The following is a 24,634-nucleotide window of genomic DNA, read 5'->3' as shown; positions in this document are numbered from 1 at the left end:
TTCTTAATGGTTAATATTAATATATGTTATTGTTCATTTATCGTTAATGATATTGATACTAGCCTTTTACCTAATTATTAGATTTAGCTAACCAAGCTCCACCGATAACACCTGCATCGTTTCCTAAAGTTGCGGTAACGATTGATACTCCTTCTACCACACGAGGTAATGCAAACTTTTGAAAAGCTTTTTCAAGTGGTTGCAGTAAGGTCGGTCCTGCCTTAGAAACCCCGCCTCCAATTACGATCTTTTCAGGGTTTAAGGCATTGGCTAAATTCGCAAGTGCAAAGCCCAAGTAATATGTAACCTTTTCTATAACTTTGATGGCACATTCATCTTGCTTATTGGCACAATCAAACACTAATTTAGCCGTCATGTGTCCAGCTTTCTCCGATTCACTAGCTAAAAGGCTATTCGGATATTCAGTAATAAATTCTTTTGCAATTCGGGCGATGCCTGTTGCAGAACTTACAGTTTCAAGGCATCCTGTTTTCCCGCAATTACATTGATAACCACCTTCTGGAACTGCTGTTATATGACCGATTTCACCAGCCATACCATTAACCCCATGAAGGATATTACCATTAGCAACTATTCCCCCGCCAACTCCAGTACCTAAAGTTACACACAATAAGTTTTTCGCACCATCACCAGCACCACGCCACATTTCACCAAGAGCAGCGATATTGGCATCATTATCAACAATTACGGGAAGCCCTGCATCCATTTCCAAGCGATCTTTTAAATGGAAATCTTTCCAACCAATATTAACCGCTTGGTAAATGTACCCTGTTTCCATATTAATAAAACCAGGTGCTCCCATACCTATGGAATGTAAACGGCTTTTCGTTTCTCCTAAATGTTCTAAAGAGGCATCAATCCATTTTGCAATATCAGTTGTAATTTCACTGCCGTCATTCGAGGTATTTGTTGGTACTTCTCCTTGATAAACAATCTCACCATACGGGTCGATAAAAGCTAGTTTAATCGTTGTTCCTCCAAGATCTACACCTACATACCACTTTGTAGTCATGTCATCAACCTTTCTGTTCTTCACGTTGTTCTTTCTTCAATATAAGTAAAGCTTCTTGAAATAATTGTGTATCAAGCATGCCTAACTCATACATCTCGCGAATTTCTTCCTCCATCATAATAGCGTCTACATGACGATTTTTTGTATAAATAAAAGTTCCATACTTCTTTAATAATTGCTGAACATCATAAAATGTCCTCATCTGTGTATTCACCTACCCACCTCATTATAACAACTCCATTTTAATCAACAAGTATTTCAGTATACAATTGTTTAATAAATTGTCACATAAAAAAGCCCTTATTTGTTCTAACATAAAGAGAGAACATTTATAAGGGGGATTTCACCTATGGATAGCTTCACTTTTTTTATATTAGGATTACTCGTCCTAGTTAGTGCTGCCATTATTTCTGTTATTTGTATTGTTAAAAAGAAATCATTTATTATTCCTGTTATTTTATTAGCTGTTGGGTTTATTTTAGGTTTTATCGGTTTGTTTAATATGGAGCATGAAGAGCGTGATTATTATACACTAGGAATAATTACAGAAACGTTATTTGGTGGCAAACTCCTTTAAAAAATTTTAAAGATTGCTATTAAAAATAGGTATACTAACGGTAAATAAGACACATATTCAACACGCCAGATTTTCTGTAAAACTTCATATTGAATAAGTTGTCCTATAAGAATGGAAAAATAAAAAAAGCCGATTGATACGAAATGAAGCCAAATACTTGCTTCGCGAATCGTCCACTCCATGCCAAATAAAAAAAATAGTAAAAACAAAACGCCCCATAGCACTCGAGACTGTTGATGAAAGTATCCCATCATCGGATGAAAGTTAATAAACGCAAGTGCAATTGTAGCTAGAACGACTAGTCCTACTAAGATTTCAATAAACTGGAGAGCTATTACTTTCTCAAATAAACGGCTGATTACGATACCGAAATAGACTGCAAAAGCAAAAAATAGAGTTACTAGAAAAACCTGCAGTCTAGTTGGCATCATTCGTCTAGATATCATTAATCCACCAATACTAAACCCTATAGAAATCGTATAAAACATTCCGATTAAAGAACTTATCATAATTTTATCCTCCTTCTTAAAAGTGAAACAAGCTGCTATTATCATCTATATGTATGAATTAGGTGAATAAGACACTAAAGAGACAAAGGAGTCCAAGACATCATGGAAGACAAACTAAAAGACATTATTAACCGAGGACTTTACGGTAACCCAGAAATTAAACCTGAAGAACGAAATATTTTTCTTACAACTATTATGGAACGAATTCACCTTGCTCTAACGAAGAAACAAGTTATTCATCAAGGTATGTATAACGAAGCAGTAAGAATATTACAAAATGAACAAAACATTCACATGTATATCAACGGAAATTTATCTTATCAGCTGTATTCCAATTATGTAAAAGAAGCGAACAAACATCATGTCCCGTTTACAGTTGTAAATGCTAATCAAACTACACCGATTGGGCTTGTCATTGCAACCGAATTTCAGGCGATCAATAAACCGGAAATTTTTATTAAAGATGAATTCTATGGAATGGATTTCAATTTAGAAAAGTAGGGTACTCAACTACTGGTGGTTCGCCGCTCATCAAAATAAAAAAGTAAGCCAAGCGTGAGCTTAGCTTACTTTTTTTGTTTATACTTTACGGCGCAACCTTTAATCTTTTTAACGATCCGGGTCAAGCGGATGTATAGCTGGTGGTCTTCTATTTTTTAGCGGGATTGGAGAACGCAATAATACATCCTTAAATCCTTTTAATGAGAATGGTAAGAACGGCCATAGGTAAGGCGTTTGGAATCCTTTCATATTGACTAATAAAAGAATAAAGAAGACGATACCTACTAAATAACCAGCTAAACCAAATATAGCTGTACTAATTAGCAGAAAGACTCTAATTAAACGATTGGCAAGACTTAATTCATAGCTTGGTGTTGCAAATGATCCGACTGCTGCAACCGCTAAATATAAGACGACCTCTGGAGAAAACCATCCTACTTCAATGGCAACTTCACCAATTAAGATCGCAGCTACTAAACCAAGCGCGGTAGCAAGTGCACTTGGTGTATGAATGGCCGCCATCCTCAACATCTCTATTCCAACCTCTGCTAATAGAAACTGAACATAAATAGGGACCTGACCTTCCTCATTTGGCCCTATATAAGCAAGCATCTCAGGCAGTAAATGCTCGTTCGTTGCAAATAAATACCAAAGGGGCAATAAGAAGATAGAAGCCCATACGGCTGCGAAACGTACTCCTCTTAAGGCAATACCAACGATTGGCTTCTGACGATATTCTTCCGCATGCTGTAGGTGGTGCCAGAACGTAGTAGGCGTTATCATGACACTTGGTGAGCCATCAACCATGATGACAACATGTCCTTCAAAGAGATGGGATGCAACTACGTCTGGGCGTTCAGAATACCGTACCATTGGATATGGATTATAGTGTCGGCCGAAAATAAATTCCTCAATCGTTTTATCGCCCATCGGTAATCCATCTGTATCTATTAAATCTAATGATTCACTAATTTTATCTACAACTTCAGGGTCAGCGATATCTTCTATGTATGCAATACATAAATCGGTTTTGGAACGGCGTCCGACCCGCTTATATTGTATTCTTAAGGTTCGGTCACGAACTCTTCTCCGAGTTAAAGCTGCATTTTCAACTAACGTTTCAACGAAACCATCTTTTGCCCCACGTATGACTTGTTCTGTATCAGGTTCCTCTGGTCCTCTGACAGGGTAGGTTCTCGTATCAACTAATATGATTTTATCCAAACCATCTACTACCAAAGCGGCTTGTCCAGCTAGTACGTCATCTACTATAGCGTCTAAATCCTCATTTGTATCAATCTCTACATAAGGGATTTTCGTATGTGTTAACGTCTTTAAAGGATTTTCTAGTAAATCTTCCGGCTTAAGTGTGGCTAGTTCACGCTGAATTTGTGTTAAGGAGAAATCTTTTGCAAATCCGTCTACAACAAAAATAGCCATCGGGATTTCTGCATATTCCAAATCAAGGTGTATGATATCAAAGCTTTTATCAACACCTAGAGCCTCTTTTAGAAAATTTATATTTTCATCTATTTGTTTAGACACTGGATGTAAAACATTTTCTTTTGCCAAAATCAGATCGCCTCCACTTCAAGTACATTTTTTGCAAAGCTGGTGATTTTATGCAAAAAACAAAAAAATGGTGCCAGGCACCTTTAGTCGACTAAAGGTGCCTGGCACCATAGAAATTTTTCACCGTATAAATTTTTAATTCATCGGTGATAGAATGTAGTGATAAATTAATTTATATGTGTTTTCAAGTGAATTAACGTGTGTACGTTCATGCGCATGAGAGGCATCAATTCCAGGGCCGACTAAACCGTGTACAATATCGTGCCCTGAGCGAATTGCAGCAGAAGCATCTGAACCATAGAATGGATAAATGTCAACAGCATAGTTTAATTGATGATCCTTAGCAATTTGTACTAATTTTTTTCTAAGACCAATGTTATACGGCCCACTAGAATCTTTTGCACAAATGGACACGCAGTGCTCAGTTGTCGTTTGTCCATCTCCGATCGCTCCCATATCAACAGCTAAATATTCCACGGTTTCGGTCGGTATATTTGAATTACCACCATAACCAATTTCCTCATTATTCGAAATTAAGAAATGGGTAGTATAAGGTAATTGACGTTGTTCTTCAACCATATTTCGAATTGTGTTCATCAAGATGGCAACACTCGCTTTATCATCTAGGTGACGAGATTTTACAAACCCATGATCAGTCACTTGAAATCTAGGATCAAATGAAACAAAATCCCCTACTTCAATTCCTAATTCGCGAACTTCTTCTGCAGTTGTTACGGGTGCATCAATCCGTACTTCTATATTCTTTTCATCTCGTTTAACGTCACCTGCATTTTTGTAAACATGAACAGACGATTGATGTACGAGAATCGTGCCGGTGAGTTCCTTGCCTTCACTTGTTTCAATTTTACAATACTCCCCTTCAACCGCATTCCAGCGAAATCCACCGATCATCGTTAAACTTAAACGGCCATCACTCTTTATTTCTTTTACCATTGCTCCTAATGTATCAACGTGCGCTGTTAACATCCGGTGTTCCCTATCATTTTCACCTGAAAGAGTGACAATAAGACCACCTTTCCGATTTCTTTTCATTTCAACACCTAATGGCTGTAACCACTCTTCAACTGCAGCAATCACTGTTTCTGTATTACCAGAAGGACTCGGAATGTTTACGAGTAATTCGAGTGTATCTACAATCTTGTTAATATTTAATTTTCCCATAATAAATTCCCCATTTCATCTTTATTTATCATAATCGTTCATTTCGTCACATAAAAATTACAGAATAAAAGGCTGTCCACTGGAGGTAGCATAAATGATTAAGAAAATGATTTTAATTGGGACATTCACTTTAATTACTGCCATTATATTATTTATCTTCTTTGATAAAAAACCAGCTTATTTAGAAACCCTTACATTTGAGCCAATTGACCATAAAGTAGAATATATTCAGGCCGATACTTCACTTCAATTTTTAACGATTGAAGATGAAGATGAGTATACAATTGACTGGAGTATTTCATCCCAGTTAAATCAAAAAGCCTATTTAAGAAAAGATATTTCTTTTTTATTTGAAGATGGCCGATTAACTCAAGTGATGTCTAAGTGGGATAAAAATAAACAAGAAATGAATAATAGAAAATCTATTAATGGTGAGGACAGTGGGCACTTTCAAGCCATATCCTTTCATCATTCAGAAATCCATTATCCTAATGATGAAACTAAAAGTCGGTTAACCATAAGTTGTGATGATTTATACGTGATCGACTCACCATTGGCTCCCATCCAATCTTTTAAAGTTCCTACTAACGACAAAGAAAAAGAAGGAAAGAGGATTCTTGATTATATTGTTGAGCAACAGCTCGCATACATTTGGAAAGATATGTTAAGTAAATATAACATCGATGCAAACAATTATTTAGCATTGCCACTAACGAATTTTTGTGAGTATAAGGAAAACCCTCTTCCTAACTTGGATGAAGAACAAACCACTATTGTTATTCATAAAATTTGGGAAAGTATATACAAAGAATACTTTTCAGGTATTCAAGAAGACGGATTAGGAATAAAACCTATAGGAAGTACCGTTCCACTCATTTTACTCTCCAACAATACCGATCATTTTATAATTCTTTTTCAAACCGAAAAAGGAGAGAAGGTTCAGCATATAAAATTCCTACCGTTCTAGCTTTTCTCTTAACTGAACATAGGGCTCTTCAGTCGGTGAATATACTAATGCCTGCCGAACAGCTTGAAGAGCTTTATCTTCTTCTTCGAAATGTACATAAATCAGTGCTAAGTTATAGTGGGCTTCATGAAATTCAGGCCGCATCTCAACAGTACGTATAAAATTCTTCTCTGCTTCTTCATATTTATTAAGGTGAACTTCAGTGTACCCTAACAAGAAGTAGAGTTCAGGGATGTCTAACTGTCTCTCTTGTACCGTTAATAATAGTGAGTATGCCTTTTCATACTCGTTTTCCTCTAATAATTCCTGTGAAAGTTGCAGATGTACGATTGGGGCCCCTGATTTTTGGTCATTTATCATGCCGAACCAAAATAATCCGTACCCTAGAGTTACTACTAAACCGAAGAGGAACAATTGTCTAATTCTAAAGCGTTGTTTTGGTAGCTGCACAACGAAAGAAGCTAAAAAGCCGCCAACTAATCCACCAATATGAGCACCATTATCTATCATTGGAACTAAAAATCCTAACGATAGATTAATGATAAGAATAACGATAACACTCATACCCATCGTTCGAAAAAATAACTTGCGATGATTAATTCCAAAATGCAATAAAGCTCCAAAGCAACCAAAGATGGCACCTGATGCACCAGCGGCCACTTGGTCATTAAAAGCAAAGCTAGCAATTGATCCAAACAAACCTGCAATGATATAGATAAATAAAAAACGCCAACTCCCAAAAATCCTCTCAACTGCACTTCCTAAATAAAAAAGAGCCAATGAGTTCATAAAGAAATGAAGAAAACCAATATGTAAAAACATCGCTGTAAAGAGGCGCCAATATTCCCCTCCCTCAATAAGTGGATTATACTTTGCCCCAAATTCAACTAATGTCAAAATTCTCATACTCCCGCCATTTAGCTCAAGTAGAACAAACATAACAGCAACTGAAAGGAGTAAGAGATAAGTAAAAAATGGTTTCCCAAATTTAAAGATCGCCTGTTCAGCCTGCAAACGTTCTTCGGCTTTCTGTAAAACCTCATTTCTTAAATTTTTTATTCGCTCTTCCATATCGTCAACTGCATAATAATCGTTAGATAAAACGTTCATTTCAGGAATGTGTAAATCTATTTTTAACCGTTCTAGTTCCCTAGCCTTATTCTCATTGTCTGCTGCTATTAAATATGTATTCATTACTGTTTTTTCTTGAGCCATCGTTAAAGGTTCGTTTATTAAATGCTCCCATGAGTCCACCGGGCTATATGTAGAAACGTATATATTTTCTGCTATCACTTTACGAAAGCTCAGTTGTCTGCGCAGGCCATTGAACTTCACCAACGTGTTATTCATATCTTCTTTTAATCGATTACTCCAATTCACATCTTTTCGAATAACTCGCAGTATTTTAGGTGACTGACGAACTTCTTCTTCTAACCATACTTCATTCATATTTGGATTTATTTCAATCACACGATAGCCTTTTTGGGTGACAAGATGGTGGACTAGTTGCCAGTAAAATAAATCATGCTGCAAAACATCCATTTTATCACCCTTTCATCGACTGATCACTTTTTATAAGGTCTAACACTTCCATTAATTCACTGCACGTTGCATATGGTTCATGGCTCGTATTAGCTGGTATTCCTCTCGTATTTAAATATATAGCATCCCAGCCTGCATCAATTGCGCCACAAATATCATGTTCCCAAGAGTCCCCTATAAATAACTTACCATTCGTTTCACCTAATTTAGTTATTGCTAAATCAAATATATCGCGGCTTGGCTTTGCTACACCAAGCTCTTCTGATACAAAAATATGCTCATTATCAATAAGGCTGGACAATCCAATTTTTTCTATTTTTCGGTATTGGGTATCGGCTGGACCGTTCGTTATAATTCCTACTTTAATGTTTCTTTCAGTAAGTTCATTCATTAAGTCCACTAAACCATCAAATGGTTTACTAAAGGAGTCAACAATTTCATAATAATGGGCATGAAAGTGGTCTGCTTCTTCGTCAGAGTACGGTAGATCAAATTTTTTCATCGTATCATGATAACGTAAGCGTCTATACGTTTTTGCAGTGACTTTTTTGGTTTCGAATGGCTCCCAGTATAAATCACTGTTTTTCTTAAATGTTTTAAACCATATTCCAACATCGACTGGCCTTTCAATTCTCTTTTCTTTCAGCCATTGTTCTTGAAGTGTTTGAAAGCAAAAGCATATTGCCTTTTCAAAAGCCTCTTCATGACTGAACAACGTATTATCTAAATCAAAACAAATTGTTCTCCAACGCATAGCAACCTCCTCCTTACCATATTATATCAATTCTTAGGTCATCCTTCATCTTTTAGCGGAATAGCATAGAGGCACTGTCAAGCTGACAGTGCCTCTAAATCATTCATTATTGGTTATTCACGCTACCCGTTCTAGAACCAAACATCATTTCTGACATGAACTTTTGTCGTAAGCCAGGAATTTTCATTGTCCATTGAACAGCCGACCTTCTAATCCATCTTTGGCCGAGCAAAGCATTTAAAATACGATAACGAAAGCGATAGGCAAAATAGATAATTACAAGCATAAATAAACGAGATATCAACTAGATCTCCTCCTTTGCTCATAATTTGCCTAATCTATGTCTGAATTATTCGGTTACTATTTATTAAAGTTTATAACAGGCTCCATCGCTTTCTTTAATACAGATGCCGAATGTTGGAGCTTTTCTTGTTCTTCTGCATTTAAATCTAACTCCACAACTTCACGAACACCATTTCGATTTACAATCGCAGGTACACCAATATATATGTCATCTAGATCATATTGACCTTCAAGTAGAGCCGAAACCGTTAGGATTGAATTTTCATTTCTTAGTATTGCTCTTGTTAAGCGGACGAGCCCCATAGCAATTCCGTAGTAAGTAGCTCCTTTTCGTTCAATAATATGGTATGCTGCATCACGAACATTCACAAAGATTTCATCAAGTCCTTCCTTTGTTATCTTTGACTGCTCATCTTCAACATAGCGCAAAATAGGTCTTCCTCCAATATCGGCATGACTCCAAATTGGAAGCTCTGTATCACCGTGTTCACCCATAATATACGCATGAACATTTCTAGAGTCTACATCGAAATACTCGCCTAACAAGAAACGAAATCTTGCTGTATCTAAAATAGTTCCCGAACCAATTACCCGCTCTTTTGGTAATCCTGAAAACTTCCAAGTTGCATAAGTCAAGATATCTACTGGGTTAGTTGCAACAAGGAAAATCCCATTAAACCCAGAATTCATAACTTCAGAAACTATTTTATTAAAAATGGCTGTATTTTTTTCAACAAGGTCAAGACGAGTTTCACCTGGTGCTTGATTAGCTCCAGCTGTAATCACTACGATATCGGCATCTTTACAATCGGCATAGGTTCCTGCCCAGATTTTCATAGGCGATGAAAATGGTAAGCCATGATTTAGATCCATTGCATCTCCTTCAGCCTTTTCCTTATTTAGATCAATTAATACCATTTCATCCGTAACACCTTGATTAAGGAGTGCATAGGCGTAACTTGAACCTACAAACCCTGTACCGATGATAACTACACGACTACTTTTTAAGTTGTCCACTAGAATGCCACCCTTCGTTTAGTTTATCTCAGTTAGATTGTACATTAGTTCACAAATATTTTTTACAGCTGAAAACGGTCTCAACATGGCATTTTTGTTACATTATGGCTATAGCCCAATATATTTGGAATAAATGGCTTTTGCTTTAACAACATCTTCGGTCCCCTGTATTAGTGCACGTCCATCTGTAAATAAGACGATTTTTTCACCTTCACTTAATTGAGCTCTCAGTAAGAATGGTGTTTTTTGGACAGCAGCTACTTTACTTAAACGTGCTTCCCACTCGTTTAAGTCAAATGTTTTCCTCATATGAAACTGAACCGTTTCACGCCCGCAAAGTGATGTCACCTCATCTTTAACCACTTCTAAAGCTGGATACTTTTTTTGTTGGCATGTTGGACAGTCTTTTTCCGGTGAAGTAAATTTAAGTTCATATGTATGATTTCGCCAAACATCAAAAGTAATCAGACTGCGTCGCTGTTCTTTGGCTCCCACTAGATATTTCATCGCTTCAACGACCTGATAAGATGCGACTATATCTACGACTGGAGAAATAACCCCAATCATATCGCACGTTTGTCCTCCAGTTTCTCCTTCTTTAATAAAGCAACGTAAACAAGGGGTTTCGCCTGGTACAAATAAGGCGGACATTCCTCTTGAGCTCACCGCTCCTCCATAAACAAAAGGGATTCCTTTTTTGAAGCAAATATCATTTAGAAGAAAGCGGGTTTGGAAGTTATCGGTGCCATCAAGCACAATGTCCATACCTTCTATGAACTCCTCTATATTATGCAATGTAACGTCACTAACTATTCCTTCCACTTTTACATCAGAATTAATAAGTGCTAACTTTTGTTCAGCTGCTACTGCCTTTGGAAGGGCTTCTTCTACATCCTTTTCAGTAAATAGCATTTGCCTTTGTAAATTACTTTTTTCGACATAATCTCTATCAATTACTCGTACAAATCCCACACCTGCACGAACGAGATGATTGGCTAGTACGGTGCCCAGTGCACCCATCCCCACGATTAACGCACGACTCTGAGAGAGTTTTCTTTGCCCTTCCTCACCAATCGGAGAAAATAACATTTGCCTCGAATAACGTTCATTTACATCCATTTTTTTCACCTAACTTTACTTGATCTTTGTATGCTAATAACAATACACCTAATTGATAAAGAATCAACACTTATACACCTTGTCTTCTGTTACAATCATTTGAACGGGAATATCAAAAGATTCTAATGGTATTTCACTTACCAACTGCTCCTCAAAAGCAAGTGCACATGTTTTACCTTTATAATGGGCTAAATAACGGTCGTAATATCCGCCTCCATAACCAAGTCTATTTCCATTTCTATCAAAAGCTACGCCAGGTACTATGATTAAATCAATATCTTCGCTAGTAGAAGGGAAACAATCCGTTTCTTTAGGTTCTTTTAGTTGAAAATAAGTACTTTCCAGATCATCAAAGCTGTTAATTTGATAAAATACCATTTCATTTTTTTCTGGATATGTCTTGGGGACAACTATTTTCTTTCCTTCTCTCCAAGCTTTTTCTATAATTTTATATGTACCTACTTCAGTTCCTCTAGAAATAGTGATTGCAATTGTACGCACTTCTTTCCATAAAGTAGTTGAACTCAAATGTTCTTTAATTTTTTCACTTTTAATATTATGTTCTACTCCGCTCATTTCCTTTAACTTATTTTTTACGACAGTACGTAATTCTTTTTTTAATTGCAAAAGTACCACCACCCAGTCAAAAAATTATTATTGTATAGAAACATACATTCATTGAATTTATTTGGGGCACAGTTATTTTTTTACACATATACTGTCCCAATCAACAATAATTAACAATATAGAAGAATCTTCCCACAAAAAAGACCGCAAATCCTAAGTATATAGGTCTTTTGCGGTCTCATTTGATTTCCTTACTTCGTTTCACGATGTAAAGTGTGTTTCTTAAGTCTTGGGCTATATTTTTTTAGCTCAATACGCTCAGGGTTTGTGCGTTTATTTTTAGTAGTGATGTAGTTACGATCACCAGTTTCAGTGCAAGCTAAAGTTACTTGTACGCGCATTATGTTCTCCCTCCAAACCTCTTGTTTTCATTCATACCTTTAAATGATAGCAAAGATATGCCAAGGTAGCAAGTGTATCTTTTTTACACTTTATAAGAAAGTCTCCTAAACGCCTGATTATAGTCATTAATAACGTCTATAAATGTTGCATGCGACCATGTGAGTGGGGCTACGGACAAAGGCTCACCTGTATGTGGGTGAATTTGTTCTGGAAGTAAACCACTGCTTAAAGAGTGCTCACAAACCCATTGAAAAATCTCATAGGCTGGTTGGAGCTCTTCTATACTAACCGCTTTCAAGATATGCCATTTAGCAATCCATAATGTACAAATTATCCATGGGTTTCCTGGTACTTCATTAATATTTTCTGTTTGTTTAAAATAGTTATCATTACTATAGCGTGCATATCCGCCTACATTTGTTTTCACTCTAAGTTGTTCGCTAAGTGCACTCATCGTTTGATTAACCTTCTCATCCTTAGCATCATACATGCCGAAAGCAAACAGCCCGTAAAGACTACTCTCAGGTGTTTGATCTATTGTGATTTCACCTGTTGTTTCATCCTTATATAAACCTCGAAAAAATGTCCCTGTATTCTCATCAAAAAGATACTTTTCTACACCTTCTTTTATCCGTTTAGCACCTTGTGCATATCGCTCGGCGCTCTCTTTCTCACCTAATAGGTTCGCAAAACGAGAAGCTGCTACTAAACCACCATAGACAGTACCAGCTGTAAACGTAAAAATTCCTCTTCGCTCTTCCCATAAGTCATAGGAAGGAGAAGGAAGATTTAATTGTTCATCAATAAAACTTAATATAAATTCAGCACTTGGACGAACAAGAGGACGGTATAGTGATTGAGCAAACTCGATATCACCAGTCGCCTCATAATCTTCCCAAAACGCCCATAACACAAGAGCTGTTTCATCTTCTTGTATTGGTAATTGTTCTTCACCACTTTCTCCAACTAGAGGATGCCAACTCGAGCCAATAGAACCATCCGGATTATACTTATGGAATAAATAACCCTCATCCGATAACACTTCACTACATCTTCTAAAGAAATTACGAACCATCCCGTGATATCCAGCTTTAACCATTGCCTGTGCAATAAGGGCTCCGTCTCTTGGCCACATGTAACTATAATGGTCTTGGTTGTACTGAAGAATATCAGAATCATTGGCAGCAATAATATATCCATTTTCATTCGTCTGTGTCCTCACAACTAGTAGACTACGTTTATATAGATCAATCATTTCTGGTGAAAAATTGGCTGTTAATACTTCTCCTTTATTGACCCAACTTTTCCAATACGTGTGAATTTTATCTAAGGTTTGCTGACGACCCGTCTCCATTACATAATCATTTAAAGTTTGAACCTCTTTTAATGACTGACCAACTGTCATCCAATAGTAAGCTTCTTGTATAGAATTAGGTTCAAGTTCTCCCTCGAGCGAGAATGTACTGTCGACAGACCCTTGAGCTATGGGATTAAAATGAAGTTGACCATCCTCAGCATCACGAAAAGTACCTTCTTGTTCATGGAAGCGCTTGACACCTGTTGTATATTGCTTAATTCCACTATCACCAAGAGATCCATTAAATAAGAAATAGCGATTTCTCTTATAATGAATCATCGTACGATCTTTTGGCGAAAAGAAAGCTGTATCTCCAACTTCATTTTCATATATTGCAAGATCTTGATGAAAGAATAATTTAATATGACGGTGGTCGTTTGTTAAATTTTCTACAGAAAACTTCCGCATGAATACCATCTCACGTTGATGAACTCCTTCTTCCACTCTTATAGCGATTTGTTGCTCTGGCAGTACAGCTAGACTATTCGTTATAAGAGAGTCCTTATGGTAGTCCGTTTGAATGGTCCAATTTTCGGAGTTTAACCAATAAAACGTATCATCAATCGATACTCCAATTCGATTGGGATGACCTTGAACATGATTTTGGTGTCCGACAAAAGGGAAGTAAATATCCCTCACCTGTAAGTCTTTATCAATATTAACGAGTAATTTACCATTCCCGACTACGAGCTCTCTAGGCACAATAAAAACCTCCTGTTTAAATGTTATAAGTGCTTAACGTTCTCTTATATAGAAATCAAATGTATCTGATTTGAAAGGTATTATTTTTCCTCCTTAATCTTACTGAGCATCTATTTTTGAGACAAGCAGTCTATTTTGTCTTTTCTTGTCACATGTACTAGGGATAAGGGATACACACCACAAAAAAAGTTTTTCGGCGATTTTCGCGAAAAAAGCGTATTTTCTTGAAGAATTTTGGAGTATGATGGGAAAACTTGAAATGAAGTATTGACTTGGCATGTATAATGAAAAGAGGCACAAAAAAATGAGCAAAGGAAGACGAGAGAGGAGATTTTTATGGAAGTCGTCATCATAGCACTTTTCGTCTTAGCAATTTTTTTATTAATATCTTCTTTTTTTATAAAGGACCGTACAAAAGACCTCGAAAACCAATTAGAAAGTTTCTCAATGACTTTCATGCAAGAAATATATCAACTAAAGAAAAAGGTTACGATTTTAGAAGAAGAGATCTTATCAGGAAGTGAAGAGGCATACTTTACTCAGACACCAAAGAAAAACACAACCAATGATCTTTTAAATGAAGTTACAGCCTATTATAAAGCTGGATATTCTATAGAAAAAATTGCGGATCTAACAACTCTATCAGAGAGTGAAGTCCTTGGATTGATTGCTACATATCAACGGAAGGAATGAAGATAGAAACGAGGGATATAATGGCGAAAAAAACAGTACAGGGAGTTGCAGCAGGAATTTTACTTGCTACTAGTGTATTTGCATATATGTACTTTTTTCAGACAACCCATATTGAAATTGAACAAGATGATATTGAAATACCGGAAATTGAATTAAGTAGTGAAGAAATGATGGATATCCTGAAAGATCAAGGCTTCATTGTTCTTGATGAGGAAGAATACGACCTCCTATTAAAAGGAAAAGAAGAAGCCGAACGAACAGAAGAGCCACTTGAGGAGGAAGTCGTTCCACAACCTCAAACGATTCATTATACTATTATAGAAATTCAAAGCGGTATGAGTAGTATGGACGTGGCAAACTATTTGGAAAAAGTAAATGTATTAGACGAGACAGAGAAATTTTTACAATTTCTTCGTGACAATGAACTAACACAACAAATCAAAGCAGGTGAATTTGAGTTAAATAGTACAATGACAGTTGAAGAGATAGCTTTGACGATTACACAATGATAGAAAAAACCAAATAAAAAGAGGCTGACTTATTCCGTCAGCCTCTTTTTTTAGTTCGTTTCTTCTTCGCTATTCTCGTCTTCCACATCGTTCTCAGCTGGAAGATTGAATGAAGGGTTTTGTCGTTTTTCTTCTAATTCAAAAAATGCGTCCATGACCCCTTCCAGAATATTTCTAGAAATTGTAGCATTCGTGTTTCTATTAACATTGGGTACAACAATAGAAACTGCTACTTTTGGGTCTTCGTACGGTGCATATGCAACATACGTTTGGTTATTACCTTGATTATTAAGTACCTGAGCAGTACCAGTTTTCCCAGCAAGTTGATAAGGTTTATTAGCAAAATGCCTTCCCGTTCCCCTTGAACCAGTTACAACTTGCCTAAATCCTCGCTGTACATGTCTAATATGCTCATCACTCATTTCAACTCGGTTCATAATAGTTGGGTGAAATTGAGTAATAACCCTCCCTAATTCATTTTTCGACGAACTAGGTTCTCTTATTTCTCTAACCAGCCGAGGCTGCATACGATAACCATCATTTGCAATGGTTGAAACATATTGAGCTAGTTGTAACGGAGTGTACGTATCATATTGTCCGTAAGACAAGTTAATTAAACTACCAGGTAAACTATTATCACCTTTAAGTCCAAGCCCTTCAGATGGTAAGTCAATTCCTGTTTCCACACCTAAACCAAACTGATTTAAATAGTTTCGAAAATTTTGAAATGCGCCAGGCATATCTCTAAAACAACATTTGGTAGAGTAATTATAACCTGCCATGTTCATAACAATATGAGCCATATAAATGTTCGATGACCTTTCTAAGGCTGTCAAACTGTTAATGTTACCCATCGTTGTTACAGACCGGAAACCTTGTCCTGATACAGTAATTGGAGCATCATAGAAAATGGTATTGGGACCTATAACACCTGCATGAAGCCCAGCTAAAACAGTAGCCCCTTTAACAGTTGACCCCATCTCAAACGCCTTGTTGACGACACCAAAGTGATCAAAATCATTTCCTTCATACCCCGCCATTGCATATATTTCTCCAGTCTTTGGATCCATCATCACGACATATGCAGAAGGAGTACGAAGGTAAGCTCCTCTATTCTTATCTACTTCACGTTTAAGAACTTCTTCTACTTGTTTTTGCAGCTCCATATCCATCGTTAGAACAAGGTCATTTCCTCGTTGCCCTAATTTATCTAACGATGTGCCAATGACTGAACCACGACTCGTAATATTTTCTACTACTGCTTTTTCCCCTCGTAAAGCTTGTTCATATTGAAGTTCAAGAAAACTCGTTCCCACAATGTCGGATCTTTCATATCCTCTTGATAAATAAAAATCTAAACTTTCTCTGGGAATTGAACCTGTACGACCAAAGAAACTCTTAAATGTATCATCAAAGACATATTTACGTGTTGAATCGAGCAAAATTTCAACTCCTGGTAGATCTGGCAGATGCTCAATAATCCCGTGTGCTTCTTCTTTTGTAAGACCTTGTTTTATCCTTTGAGGCGAGAGTGCATACCCTCGATCCATTTCACGCTTTATGGCTAATACCTTTTTCTCTTCTTCGGTAATTTCTGCTAAATCATTTTCCGTAATGCGGTCTAACGTCAATTGATATTCTTCATTGTTACTTAAACCTTTTCTCTCCTCGGCTGTTACCTTATCTAGTGCCTGTTCGCGTCGAGTTAAGATCCAATAATCTTTCATATCACGCTCAGTAATACTAGAAGTATCTAACTCAATAAAATTTGTTAATCTCTCGGCAACCTCTAACTTTTCTTGTTCAGAAGGTCGTGGCGGCTGGGTATAGGTGAGTGAGAGTTGTTTTTCGTTATCAACAACGATATTACCGTTGCGATCATACATAATACCTCTAGGAGCATCGATTCTCGTCGTAACATTACTCGTTCGCTCCAGTTCCCGGGTGAAATCTTCCCCTTGGACAATTTGAACCATACCTAATCTAAGAATAAGTGCAGAAAACAATATAAATACAGCAAAAAATAATAGATTCAAACGAGCTGGGACATGATTTTTTTTCTTTTTTTGATTTGTCATTTCCATTCCCTCTCTATAGAATTACTTCCCTTTAAATATCGCAGTTCAAAAAGGATAAACATTCATTATATGAATTCAAAATAAAAGCTGACCCAATAGTAAAGTGTCAAGCACCTCTCCTAATTGAGAAGCACAGACACTTTTGAGTCAGCCTCGTATGGTTTTTAATTCAGAAACCCGCGTATGCCGTTGCCCTATTGTTTCAAGAACCTACACTCGTAGGTGGGTGTTCGCAAAAAATTCTCCAACGTCCAAAAAATAGGCATGTTGTCAAATCTTTAATGTAGAACTCCCTTTTTAAATCCACGGTTCGAAACAAGTAGAAGCTAACTAACACGGCAGGTTGTTGTCTACAGATATTATAACATAAAAAATAAGAAATATTAAAGGTATGATTTGCTTTCCCACATTTTTTCAACAATTTTAGACAGATGTCCCCCCACTATCGCCCTCTCCTTTTTGTTGACGAGAGAAACTATAGGTTTCACCGCCTTTGTTGAGTGGTATCTTTACTTTTCTAACAAAGAAATAAATTACAAGATGACCGGCACCTAATATGAGAAAAAGTCCAGGTATTCCATGCTCTTCGTTAAACACGGTAATCGTAAAGATGAAAGCAAGAACGGAAGTAATTCTCCCGGAATTTAAAAATAATTCTCGAACAACGATGTATTCAACTCGCATTTCTGCTGCCTTCCATCCTTTTCCGATTACGTCGTAAGTTAGAGAAACATATGGAACAAGCAACATTGGGTAAGCAATAGAGATGACAACTGCATAAATAATAAGACGAGTAAAGTTTAAATCTGTTATGATAATGAAAATAGCTAAGTAAAGGATCGTCCCACCAATCAATATGGATTTTTTTCGAAAAGACGGTTTCATAAGTCGAGTCGCTAGAAAGTAACAAATAAACGAAACCGCTGAAGCTACTAATCCATACGTACCAATTGCAAGTTCACTGCCTGTTGCGATATAAACCCACACGACGATTACAAAAACAAATGTTCCTTCTCTTAATCCTTGGAAGAAATGCGCATGAAGAATATGCCTCCAATTGTCATTCCGCTTTCGCTCTTTTAGGACAGAGAGAAAAGAAAAACTACCTGTTGCAGGTCGTCGTTTCAAAAATAAACTTGTAATAACAGCAATGACAAACAACGTTAGAGAAATCCCAAATATAATTTTATAACCGAAAAGCTTCTCCATCCTCGTAATGATAAAGCCGGCTAATATCGGACCAATCATCCCAGCAAATGAAGTAAGTAACCCTAAAAATCCATTAAAAAAATCTCGTGTTTCTGGCTCTGTAATTTCAAAAGTTAATACATTAAATGCTAACCAGTAAAAACCAAAGCCAATCCCTAATAACGAGCCTAACAAAATTAAGTATTGTGCCGCATTTTCACCTAAAAATAGGACTGTAAAAAAGAAAACGGATAGGAAACTGACTCCTAGCCGCAACACGATAACCCGGTCAATTTTTTTTGCAAACCTTCCTGCAAGAATAAAGGTTATCGGCTGCATAACAACAGATGATAAGTTATAAAGAGCAATGTCAAGAAACTCCCCAGACTGCTTCCATAAATATACATTTACAAATGTGTTAGATAAAGCAATGCTCAGAGCATACAGTCCTCCAATTGTTAACAGCAGGACTAAATCTCGGTTTACTTCTACATCACCAACTAATTTTTGCAACAGTTTCATGCCGTCACTACACCACCTTAGGTGTAGTTTGGCGATTTTCGATAAACGTTATGCAACAATTATCGTGTGCTCGTACTCTTATATAACCAAAACACCGCTAACTATATAAGGTTAGCGGTGTTCATATTATGATATATTATTTAGCTTGGCTATATAGCTTAGCTACTTCGTCCCAGTTTACTACATTCCAGAATGCGTTAATGTAGTCTGGACGACGGTTTTGGTAATTTAAGTAATATGCATGCTCCCACACGTCTAAACCTAAGATCGGAGTTTTACCTTCCATGATTGGAGAGTCTTGGTTTGGAGTGCTCATTACTTCAAGCTCACCATTGTTAACCACTAACCAAGCCCAACCAGAACCAAAACGTGTAGCTCCAGCTTTTGCAAACTCTTCTTTAAAACTGTCAAGGCTTCCAAATTTGCTGTTAATAGCTGCAGCTAAGTCACCAGTTGGTTCGCCGCCACCATTCGGGCTTAAAAGCGTCCAGAATAAAGAGTGGTTAGCGTGGCCTCCACCATTGTTTCTTACTGCTGTACGAATATTCTCAGGTACAGCGTCTAAGTTGCTGATTAGTTCTTCAATTGACTTGCTTGCAAGCTCATCATGACCTTCTAAAGCAGCGTTTAAGTTAGTCACATATGTGTTATGGTGCTTCCCGTGGTGGATATTCATTGTTTGCTCATCAATATGAGGCTCTAGTGCATTTGCAGCATAAGGTAATGCAGGTAATTCATGTTTTGCCATTTTAATTCCTCCCTAAGCAATTGTTTTCAAATAATTGATAAAGTAATCCAATACAGTTAATAAATTTAAGCAACAGAAATGTTTACTAAGTTGCTCAATATTTACATTATCAAAAAAACGTATAACATGCAATTGATATGTATATGTATTTAACTGCTGTTTCTACTTTACCACTCCATACATTTCCCTCATTTTTAAAATTATAATCAAAACATACATATTTAACGGACAAACCCCATATTGTGAAATACATACAAATATGGGAGGTGTGGATTTGAACTGGTTTGAAGCTCTTCTATTAGGCATTATTCAAGGTATTTCAGAGTTTCTTCCGATTTCTAGTTCAGCACATTTGGTCATTGCTGAAAAGCTATTAGGTATTCAAATGTCTACGAGCAACTTGACTTTCGAAGTCCTTCTACATGCAGCATCTTTACTAGCCGTCATTTGTTTTTTTTGGCGTGATTTACTTGAAATTATTAGAGATTTCTTTGCTTACTTATTTTATAAGAATAAAAAAGCGAAAACAAACTATCGATTTGCCTGGCTTATCATAGGTGCTACTCTAATTACAATGGGTGTAGGTAAAGGAATTGAAGGTTTGATAGGGGATAATATCACCCAAGCTTCAACAATTGGAGCAGCATTAATTGTGACAGGGTTGTTTTTAATACTTATTGAACACGGTATTAATGTTGGAAGTCGAACGGTAAAGGAAATGACTTGGAAAGATTGTATAATTATTGGAATCGGCCAAGCTCTCGCTGTCATACCAGGAATCTCGCGAGCAGGCAGTACCTTAATCGTTTCACTTTGGTGTGGTTTGGATAAAAAGACAGCTGTTCGTTATTCTTTCTTACTATCGATCCCTGTCATTTTAGGTATTACCATTTTAAAAATACCCGAACTAACCGCAGAGACTTTTGCAGGTATTGGGTTTGAACTTGCCATCGCCTGTATTGCCTCATTTATCTTTGCAATTATCGGTATTAAGTGGCTGATCCAAATGCTAAATCAGGCTAAGCTCACATACTTCGCTATCTATTGTATTGCCCTCGGTACAATCACGTGGATCTTTCTAAATGACATTCAAGTAGTATAATGAACTGAATAAAAACCTATGCATGACGAAGCCTTTCTAACGTGAAAAATAAAAAAGCTTATGACTGAATATTTTCAGTCATAAGCTTATATTATGTAATGTTATGGCGGAGGAAGAGGGATTCGAACCCCCGCGCGGTTTAACCCGCCTGTCGGTTTTCAAGACCGATCCCTTCAGCCGGACTTGGGTATTCCTCCGAATATATGTTTTATAGATGTGTTGAACTTCCAACGTCTAATATGGTGGACCCTGTAGGACTCGAACCTACGACCAATCGGTTATGAGCCGACCGCTCTGACCAACTGAGCTAAGGGTCCTTAAATGGGGCGGCTGATGGGAATCGAACCCACGAATGCCGGAACCACAATCCGGTGCGTTAACCACTTCGCCACAACCGCCATTTTATTGAGTTTAAGAAAATTGGTAGCGGCGGAGGGAGTCGAACCCACGACCTCACGGGTATGAACCGTACGCTCTAGCCAGCTGAGCTACACCGCCAAAATAAATGGCTCCACAGGCAGGACTCGAACCTGCGACCGATCGGTTAACAGCCGATTGCTCTACCAACTGAGCTACTGTGGAATAATAAAGACAACTAATATTATAACTCAAAAAACTAACTTTAGTCAACACACGAGACCTAACCTTGAAAAGGTGGTGACGAAAAGTAATATATCACAATCTGTTATAAATGACAAGCTATTTCTGAAAAAAAGTCGTCACCTAATTGAAACAGGACATCTCTTGTACCATTATTTTTTCTCTTGTAAAATGTATGTTGGTAGTTACTTAATAGGTCCAGCTGCGTAAATTGTTTTTGATCTAGGTTCACCCGTGATTGTTACACTCTACAATCGGCTTGACGGAAATCTATACACATAAACACAAGCTTAATAAGAAGGAGTAGACATTATACATGAATATTTTTAAACAGCTAATTAAAAGTTTGTATTCCCCTAAGGATATTGCCTTATTTCGGTTTCAAGGGATTGGAAAAACCATTTTTTATGTATTCTTATTAATGGCGGTTGTTTCGATTCCAAGTGCAATTCAGTTATCAACAACCGCCTACCAGGGTATTAACTATTTAGCTACATCACTAGAAGAGGATATGCCTGATTTTGCTTTTCAAAATGGTATTTTGACATCAGATATAACAGAACCTTACATTGATGGGACAGAAGCTGGCGTTTTTATCCTCGACCCTACTGGACAACTAACGGTTGATGATATGGACGAATATGATAACGGTCTTGCGATGCTCGAACGCGAAGCAGTTATTATCACTGATGGAATAGCAGAGACTTTTAGGTACCGTGATCTTGGTAATTTAAACTTAACAAAAGAAGAAATCTCAGGTCTAGTCAATAGTATAGCCGATGTACTTCCTGTGATTTTAACGGTTTTCATGTTAGTATTATACCTTTTCTTTACAGCAATGAAATTTATTGGAGTAACCGTATTAGCTTTAATTGGACTCATGCTAAAAAACAAAGCGCAATTAAACTTGAAATACAGACATCTTTGGATTTTATCAGCTTATACTGTTACACTGCCGACAGCTATTTTTAATTTGACAGAGGCGTTCGGATTTATTATTCCATTTTCGTTCTTCTTCTATTGGGCTATTGCTATCTTCATGTTATATAAAGTTTTGCAGTATGTTCCAAAGCCTAAGACTAGCCCGCAAAACGCTGAAGCCAGTAACCCTTATAATAACTAATCAAAAAAAAACAAAAGGCTGTTGAGAACATTTCTCAACAGCCTTTTTTCTACCTTGTTTTATTTGTTAGAACTTTCTACTTTTTTTACAACAATACGCGTACCATCTACAGAAACAACTTCTATTTCTGTATCTTGTGTTAACCAATTATTTTCACTAGTAGCACTATATTGCTTTCCATCAACCTCCATCGTACCAATTGGACGGAAAGGCGTTATCGTTTTTCCTCTTTTTCCAATCAACTCTTTATACTTATCATTAATTGAGTTATACCCTAATTCCCCAGTTAATCGGTCTCTTAAAGTCATTTTTGACCATAAGTTTCTAGAAGGAAACACCTTTAGAAATAATAGTGAAGATGCTGCACCAAGAACTAATCCCATTGCTACTAATGCCCCATATAAGAAACTCGGTGCCGGAATAGCCAAAGCTACAATCATTAGGATAGCCCCTAGAAATGCGATCGTACCATCACTAATTGCCTTTCCATCAACAATAATTAGAATTAGTCCAGTAATATACAGTAATACGACCCAAATTCCTGTATCACCGGCAATATGATGAGAAAAGTAAACAGCCATGATTGCAATACCTAGAACACCAAAAACTCCTTTAACCTTAACCAGTAATTCTCCAAATAAGAAAAGTGTTCCTAAAAAAACAACGAGAAACCCGACACTCGCAATATTAAGTACATCCATTCCATTCAACCTCCAGTCCTATTTAATATACGAAATAAAATGAGATAAGTTTCATTTCATTTTTTGGTTAAACTATAAATGAGGTGAAAAATATGAAAAAAAATATGAGTAAAGATAAGCGTCTCACCAAATCAATAGCCGAGGATTCACCGAGACACCAACCTGCTTCTACAAACGCATTTGTTCCCGTGAAAACAAAATCACTTCTTGTTTAAAATTTTATCAAATCTTAGCCGAAAATACATACTTAAGGTGGTGTATTTAAGAGATAGTAATTTAAAGAATGATGTCGGGGTTAAAGTACTTCTGATTAACCGCTTAAAAAAGCTGACTCAATGAGCTTATGAGTCAGCTATCCTTTTATCTAAATAAGCCTTTAATCGCTTCAATAAATCGTTGAAGCACATCTAATAAAGATGCAATAAATGATTGTGTATCTTCACGATTTAGGAAATCTCCTAAATTGTCGCGAATTTTTCCAATTTGATTTTGTACTTGGTTCCAATCAATATTTAAATCCTTTAAACGCATAAATAATGAAACGAGCCCGTTTAACTCTTCCTCTGTTAAAGTGACTCCTAATTCTTGAGCTATCCTTTGAATGAGAGCACGTAAGTCTTCCTCTGACTCAACTGGATTTTGAGCAATTTCCTCTTTAATCCGGTTCATTAATTCTGTAGCTTCTTCCATCCCAATTCGCTCAGCAAGCTTACCTGTTCGGACCATTTCTTCGTTGGCAATTTGCTTTTGCTCTTCTGGAATTTGAATATCAGCGGTTATTTCATACGCTTTAATAATTCCTGTTAAACCAGCAGTCCCTGAAACTTCAAATGGTGCAGTTACATAAATATCTGCATCTTTTACTCCTGCTGTTACAAGAGCATTTGCATACATACCTTCAGAAACCCAGTTAATATTATTTGTCTCTACATTAAGTCCAGATCCAGATTGTGTTAAAGTAATCATGGAAGAAGAAATCGCTCTCGTCCCAATTTGAGCCCTGCTCACATAATTCCCTAAATAGTGATGTTCTTCTTCATTTGTAACATAGATAATTTCTACATCGTCTGGTGCACCCATTTCATTTAGTATGCTTCGCTTCTGTTCATCTGTTAAATTGGCTCCTAGTGTGACAATCATATCTCCAGGTGCTGCATCCGCTGCAACTAAACTCGGTATTAAAATTGTAAACACTAAAAGTAGAGGTATTAATTTCTTTTTCATAAAACTCATATCATCCATCTCCTTTGAAGATCTCAATCAAAT

The 24,634-nt window shown here is 36.8% G+C and carries 25 protein-coding genes, 5 tRNA genes and 1 other RNA gene; 7 read left to right on the top strand and 24 right to left on the bottom strand.

What is annotated here, in order from left to right; translation table 11 throughout:
• Window positions 1–70: 70 nt before the first annotated feature.
• Complete coding sequence (locus AC2VNP_RS11070) at window positions 71–1,033, bottom strand: ROK family glucokinase (protein ID WP_486917385.1); 963 nt, start codon at window positions 1,031–1,033, stop codon at window positions 71–73.
• 4 nt (window positions 1,034–1,037) lie between these two features.
• Entirely contained in the window at window positions 1,038–1,235 is a 198-nt protein-coding gene (locus AC2VNP_RS11065; RefSeq protein ID WP_486917384.1) for a YqgQ family protein, read from the bottom strand.
• A gap of 147 nt (window positions 1,236–1,382) precedes the next feature.
• Between AC2VNP_RS11065 and AC2VNP_RS11060 the strand changes: the two genes are divergently transcribed.
• Complete coding sequence (locus AC2VNP_RS11060; RefSeq protein WP_486917383.1) at window positions 1,383–1,610, top strand: hypothetical protein; 228 nt, start codon at window positions 1,383–1,385, stop codon at window positions 1,608–1,610.
• Here the strand turns inward: AC2VNP_RS11060 and AC2VNP_RS11055 are convergent.
• Complete coding sequence (locus tag AC2VNP_RS11055) at window positions 1,607–2,119, bottom strand: hypothetical protein (protein ID WP_486917382.1); 513 nt, start codon at window positions 2,117–2,119, stop codon at window positions 1,607–1,609. The two genes, AC2VNP_RS11060 and AC2VNP_RS11055, sit on opposite strands and share 4 nt — an antisense overlap.
• Window positions 2,120–2,221: 102 nt before the next feature.
• On the opposite strand from AC2VNP_RS11055, the gene AC2VNP_RS11050 reads away from it, so the two are divergent.
• Entirely contained in the window at window positions 2,222–2,620 is a 399-nt protein-coding gene (locus AC2VNP_RS11050; protein WP_486917381.1) for a YueI family protein, read from the top strand.
• A gap of 108 nt (window positions 2,621–2,728) precedes the next feature.
• On the opposite strand, the gene AC2VNP_RS11045 is transcribed toward AC2VNP_RS11050, so the two are convergent.
• Both AC2VNP_RS11045 and AC2VNP_RS11040 read right to left on the bottom strand, forming a co-directional pair.
• A complete protein-coding gene (locus tag AC2VNP_RS11045; protein WP_486917380.1) occupies window positions 2,729–4,192 on the bottom strand; it encodes a spore germination protein in 1,464 nt (487 codons plus the stop codon).
• A gap of 135 nt (window positions 4,193–4,327) precedes the next feature.
• Window positions 4,328–5,374, bottom strand: a complete 1,047-nt coding sequence (locus AC2VNP_RS11040; RefSeq protein WP_486917379.1) for a M42 family metallopeptidase — start codon at window positions 5,372–5,374, stop codon at window positions 4,328–4,330.
• Between the two features lie 94 nt (window positions 5,375–5,468).
• Between AC2VNP_RS11040 and AC2VNP_RS11035 the strand changes: the two genes are divergently transcribed.
• The gene (locus AC2VNP_RS11035) at window positions 5,469–6,341 is read left to right on the top strand and encodes a hypothetical protein (protein ID WP_486917378.1); all 873 of its coding nucleotides are present in this window, start codon (window positions 5,469–5,471) and stop codon (window positions 6,339–6,341) included.
• On the opposite strand, the gene AC2VNP_RS11030 is transcribed toward AC2VNP_RS11035, so the two are convergent.
• The 8 genes from AC2VNP_RS11030 to AC2VNP_RS10995 all read right to left on the bottom strand — a co-directional run bounded on the left by AC2VNP_RS11030 (window position 6,330) and on the right by AC2VNP_RS10995 (window position 14,104).
• Entirely contained in the window at window positions 6,330–7,883 is a 1,554-nt protein-coding gene (locus AC2VNP_RS11030; protein WP_486917377.1) for a rhomboid family intramembrane serine protease, read from the bottom strand. The genes AC2VNP_RS11035 and AC2VNP_RS11030 overlap by 12 nt on opposite strands.
• Before the next feature lie 4 nt (window positions 7,884–7,887).
• Complete coding sequence (locus tag AC2VNP_RS11025) at window positions 7,888–8,637, bottom strand: HAD family hydrolase (RefSeq protein WP_486917376.1); 750 nt, start codon at window positions 8,635–8,637, stop codon at window positions 7,888–7,890.
• Between the two features lie 106 nt (window positions 8,638–8,743).
• Window positions 8,744–8,941: a sodium:proton antiporter gene (locus AC2VNP_RS11020; RefSeq protein WP_486917375.1), complete on the bottom strand. Its 198-nt coding sequence runs from the start codon at window positions 8,939–8,941 to the stop codon at window positions 8,744–8,746.
• Window positions 8,942–8,997: 56 nt separating this feature from the next.
• A complete protein-coding gene (locus AC2VNP_RS11015; protein ID WP_486917374.1) occupies window positions 8,998–9,957 on the bottom strand; it encodes an L-lactate dehydrogenase in 960 nt (319 codons plus the stop codon).
• A 108-nt stretch (window positions 9,958–10,065) separates the two neighbouring features.
• Window positions 10,066–11,076: a ThiF family adenylyltransferase gene (locus AC2VNP_RS11010; RefSeq protein ID WP_486917373.1), complete on the bottom strand. Its 1,011-nt coding sequence runs from the start codon at window positions 11,074–11,076 to the stop codon at window positions 10,066–10,068.
• Window positions 11,077–11,139: 63 nt separating this feature from the next.
• Complete coding sequence (locus AC2VNP_RS11005) at window positions 11,140–11,703, bottom strand: 5-formyltetrahydrofolate cyclo-ligase (RefSeq protein WP_486917372.1); 564 nt, start codon at window positions 11,701–11,703, stop codon at window positions 11,140–11,142.
• Between the two features lie 191 nt (window positions 11,704–11,894).
• Window positions 11,895–12,044 (bottom strand): 50S ribosomal protein L33, encoded by a 150-nt coding sequence (rpmG, locus tag AC2VNP_RS11000; protein ID WP_045485842.1) that lies wholly within the window; start codon window positions 12,042–12,044, stop codon window positions 11,895–11,897.
• Between the two features lie 83 nt (window positions 12,045–12,127).
• On the bottom strand, window positions 12,128–14,104 hold the full coding sequence (locus AC2VNP_RS10995) for a glycoside hydrolase family 15 protein (protein ID WP_486917371.1): 1,977 nt from the start codon (window positions 14,102–14,104) through the stop codon (window positions 12,128–12,130).
• 336 nt (window positions 14,105–14,440) lie between these two features.
• On the opposite strand from AC2VNP_RS10995, the gene AC2VNP_RS10990 reads away from it, so the two are divergent.
• Both AC2VNP_RS10990 and AC2VNP_RS10985 read left to right on the top strand, forming a co-directional pair.
• Entirely contained in the window at window positions 14,441–14,797 is a 357-nt protein-coding gene (locus tag AC2VNP_RS10990; RefSeq protein ID WP_486917370.1) for a hypothetical protein, read from the top strand.
• A gap of 20 nt (window positions 14,798–14,817) precedes the next feature.
• Entirely contained in the window at window positions 14,818–15,306 is a 489-nt protein-coding gene (locus AC2VNP_RS10985; RefSeq protein ID WP_486917369.1) for a hypothetical protein, read from the top strand.
• 50 nt (window positions 15,307–15,356) lie between these two features.
• On the opposite strand, the gene AC2VNP_RS10980 is transcribed toward AC2VNP_RS10985, so the two are convergent.
• From AC2VNP_RS10980 to sodA, 4 genes are all read right to left on the bottom strand, one after another.
• Window positions 15,357–17,384 (bottom strand): peptidoglycan D,D-transpeptidase FtsI family protein, encoded by a 2,028-nt coding sequence (locus AC2VNP_RS10980; protein ID WP_486917368.1) that lies wholly within the window; start codon window positions 17,382–17,384, stop codon window positions 15,357–15,359.
• A gap of 170 nt (window positions 17,385–17,554) precedes the next feature.
• Window positions 17,555–17,732: non-coding RNA, 6S RNA (gene ssrS, locus AC2VNP_RS10975), on the bottom strand.
• 75 nt (window positions 17,733–17,807) lie between these two features.
• Window positions 17,808–19,094 carry an MFS transporter gene (locus tag AC2VNP_RS10970; RefSeq protein ID WP_418198273.1) on the bottom strand — a complete coding sequence of 429 codons (1,287 nt, stop codon included), beginning with the start codon at window positions 19,092–19,094 and terminating at the stop codon, window positions 17,808–17,810.
• A 136-nt stretch (window positions 19,095–19,230) separates the two neighbouring features.
• On the bottom strand, window positions 19,231–19,842 hold the full coding sequence (gene sodA, locus AC2VNP_RS10965; RefSeq protein WP_486917367.1) for a superoxide dismutase SodA: 612 nt from the start codon (window positions 19,840–19,842) through the stop codon (window positions 19,231–19,233).
• A gap of 274 nt (window positions 19,843–20,116) precedes the next feature.
• Here sodA and AC2VNP_RS10960 point away from each other — a divergent pair, with 274 nt between their 5' ends.
• Window positions 20,117–20,944 (top strand): undecaprenyl-diphosphate phosphatase, encoded by an 828-nt coding sequence (locus AC2VNP_RS10960; RefSeq protein WP_486917366.1) that lies wholly within the window; start codon window positions 20,117–20,119, stop codon window positions 20,942–20,944.
• 104 nt (window positions 20,945–21,048) lie between these two features.
• On the opposite strand, the gene AC2VNP_RS10955 is transcribed toward AC2VNP_RS10960, so the two are convergent.
• The 5 genes from AC2VNP_RS10955 to AC2VNP_RS10935 all read right to left on the bottom strand — a co-directional run bounded on the left by AC2VNP_RS10955 (window position 21,049) and on the right by AC2VNP_RS10935 (window position 21,526).
• Window positions 21,049–21,141: transfer RNA gene (locus AC2VNP_RS10955), tRNA-Ser, on the bottom strand.
• 43 nt (window positions 21,142–21,184) lie between these two features.
• Window positions 21,185–21,261: transfer RNA gene (locus tag AC2VNP_RS10950), tRNA-Ile, on the bottom strand.
• A gap of 5 nt (window positions 21,262–21,266) precedes the next feature.
• A tRNA-His gene (locus AC2VNP_RS10945) sits at window positions 21,267–21,342 on the bottom strand.
• Window positions 21,343–21,365: 23 nt separating this feature from the next.
• Window positions 21,366–21,442: transfer RNA gene (locus tag AC2VNP_RS10940), tRNA-Met, on the bottom strand.
• Window positions 21,443–21,450: 8 nt separating this feature from the next.
• Window positions 21,451–21,526, bottom strand: a tRNA-Asn gene (locus tag AC2VNP_RS10935).
• 334 nt (window positions 21,527–21,860) lie between these two features.
• Here AC2VNP_RS10935 and AC2VNP_RS10930 point away from each other — a divergent pair.
• Entirely contained in the window at window positions 21,861–22,667 is an 807-nt protein-coding gene (locus AC2VNP_RS10930; protein WP_486917365.1) for a DUF1189 domain-containing protein, read from the top strand.
• A 59-nt stretch (window positions 22,668–22,726) separates the two neighbouring features.
• Here the strand turns inward: AC2VNP_RS10930 and AC2VNP_RS10925 are convergent, their stop codons facing one another.
• Together AC2VNP_RS10925 and AC2VNP_RS10920 are read right to left on the bottom strand one after the other, a co-directional pair.
• A complete protein-coding gene (locus AC2VNP_RS10925; protein ID WP_486917364.1) occupies window positions 22,727–23,368 on the bottom strand; it encodes an NfeD family protein in 642 nt (213 codons plus the stop codon).
• A gap of 360 nt (window positions 23,369–23,728) precedes the next feature.
• On the bottom strand, window positions 23,729–24,601 hold the full coding sequence (locus AC2VNP_RS10920; protein WP_486917363.1) for a DUF1002 domain-containing protein: 873 nt from the start codon (window positions 24,599–24,601) through the stop codon (window positions 23,729–23,731).
• Window positions 24,602–24,634 lie beyond the last annotated feature (33 nt).

This window comes from Alkalihalobacterium sp. TH-98 (assembly GCF_057473385.1).
This window is presented reverse-complemented; position numbering and strand designations above follow the sequence as displayed.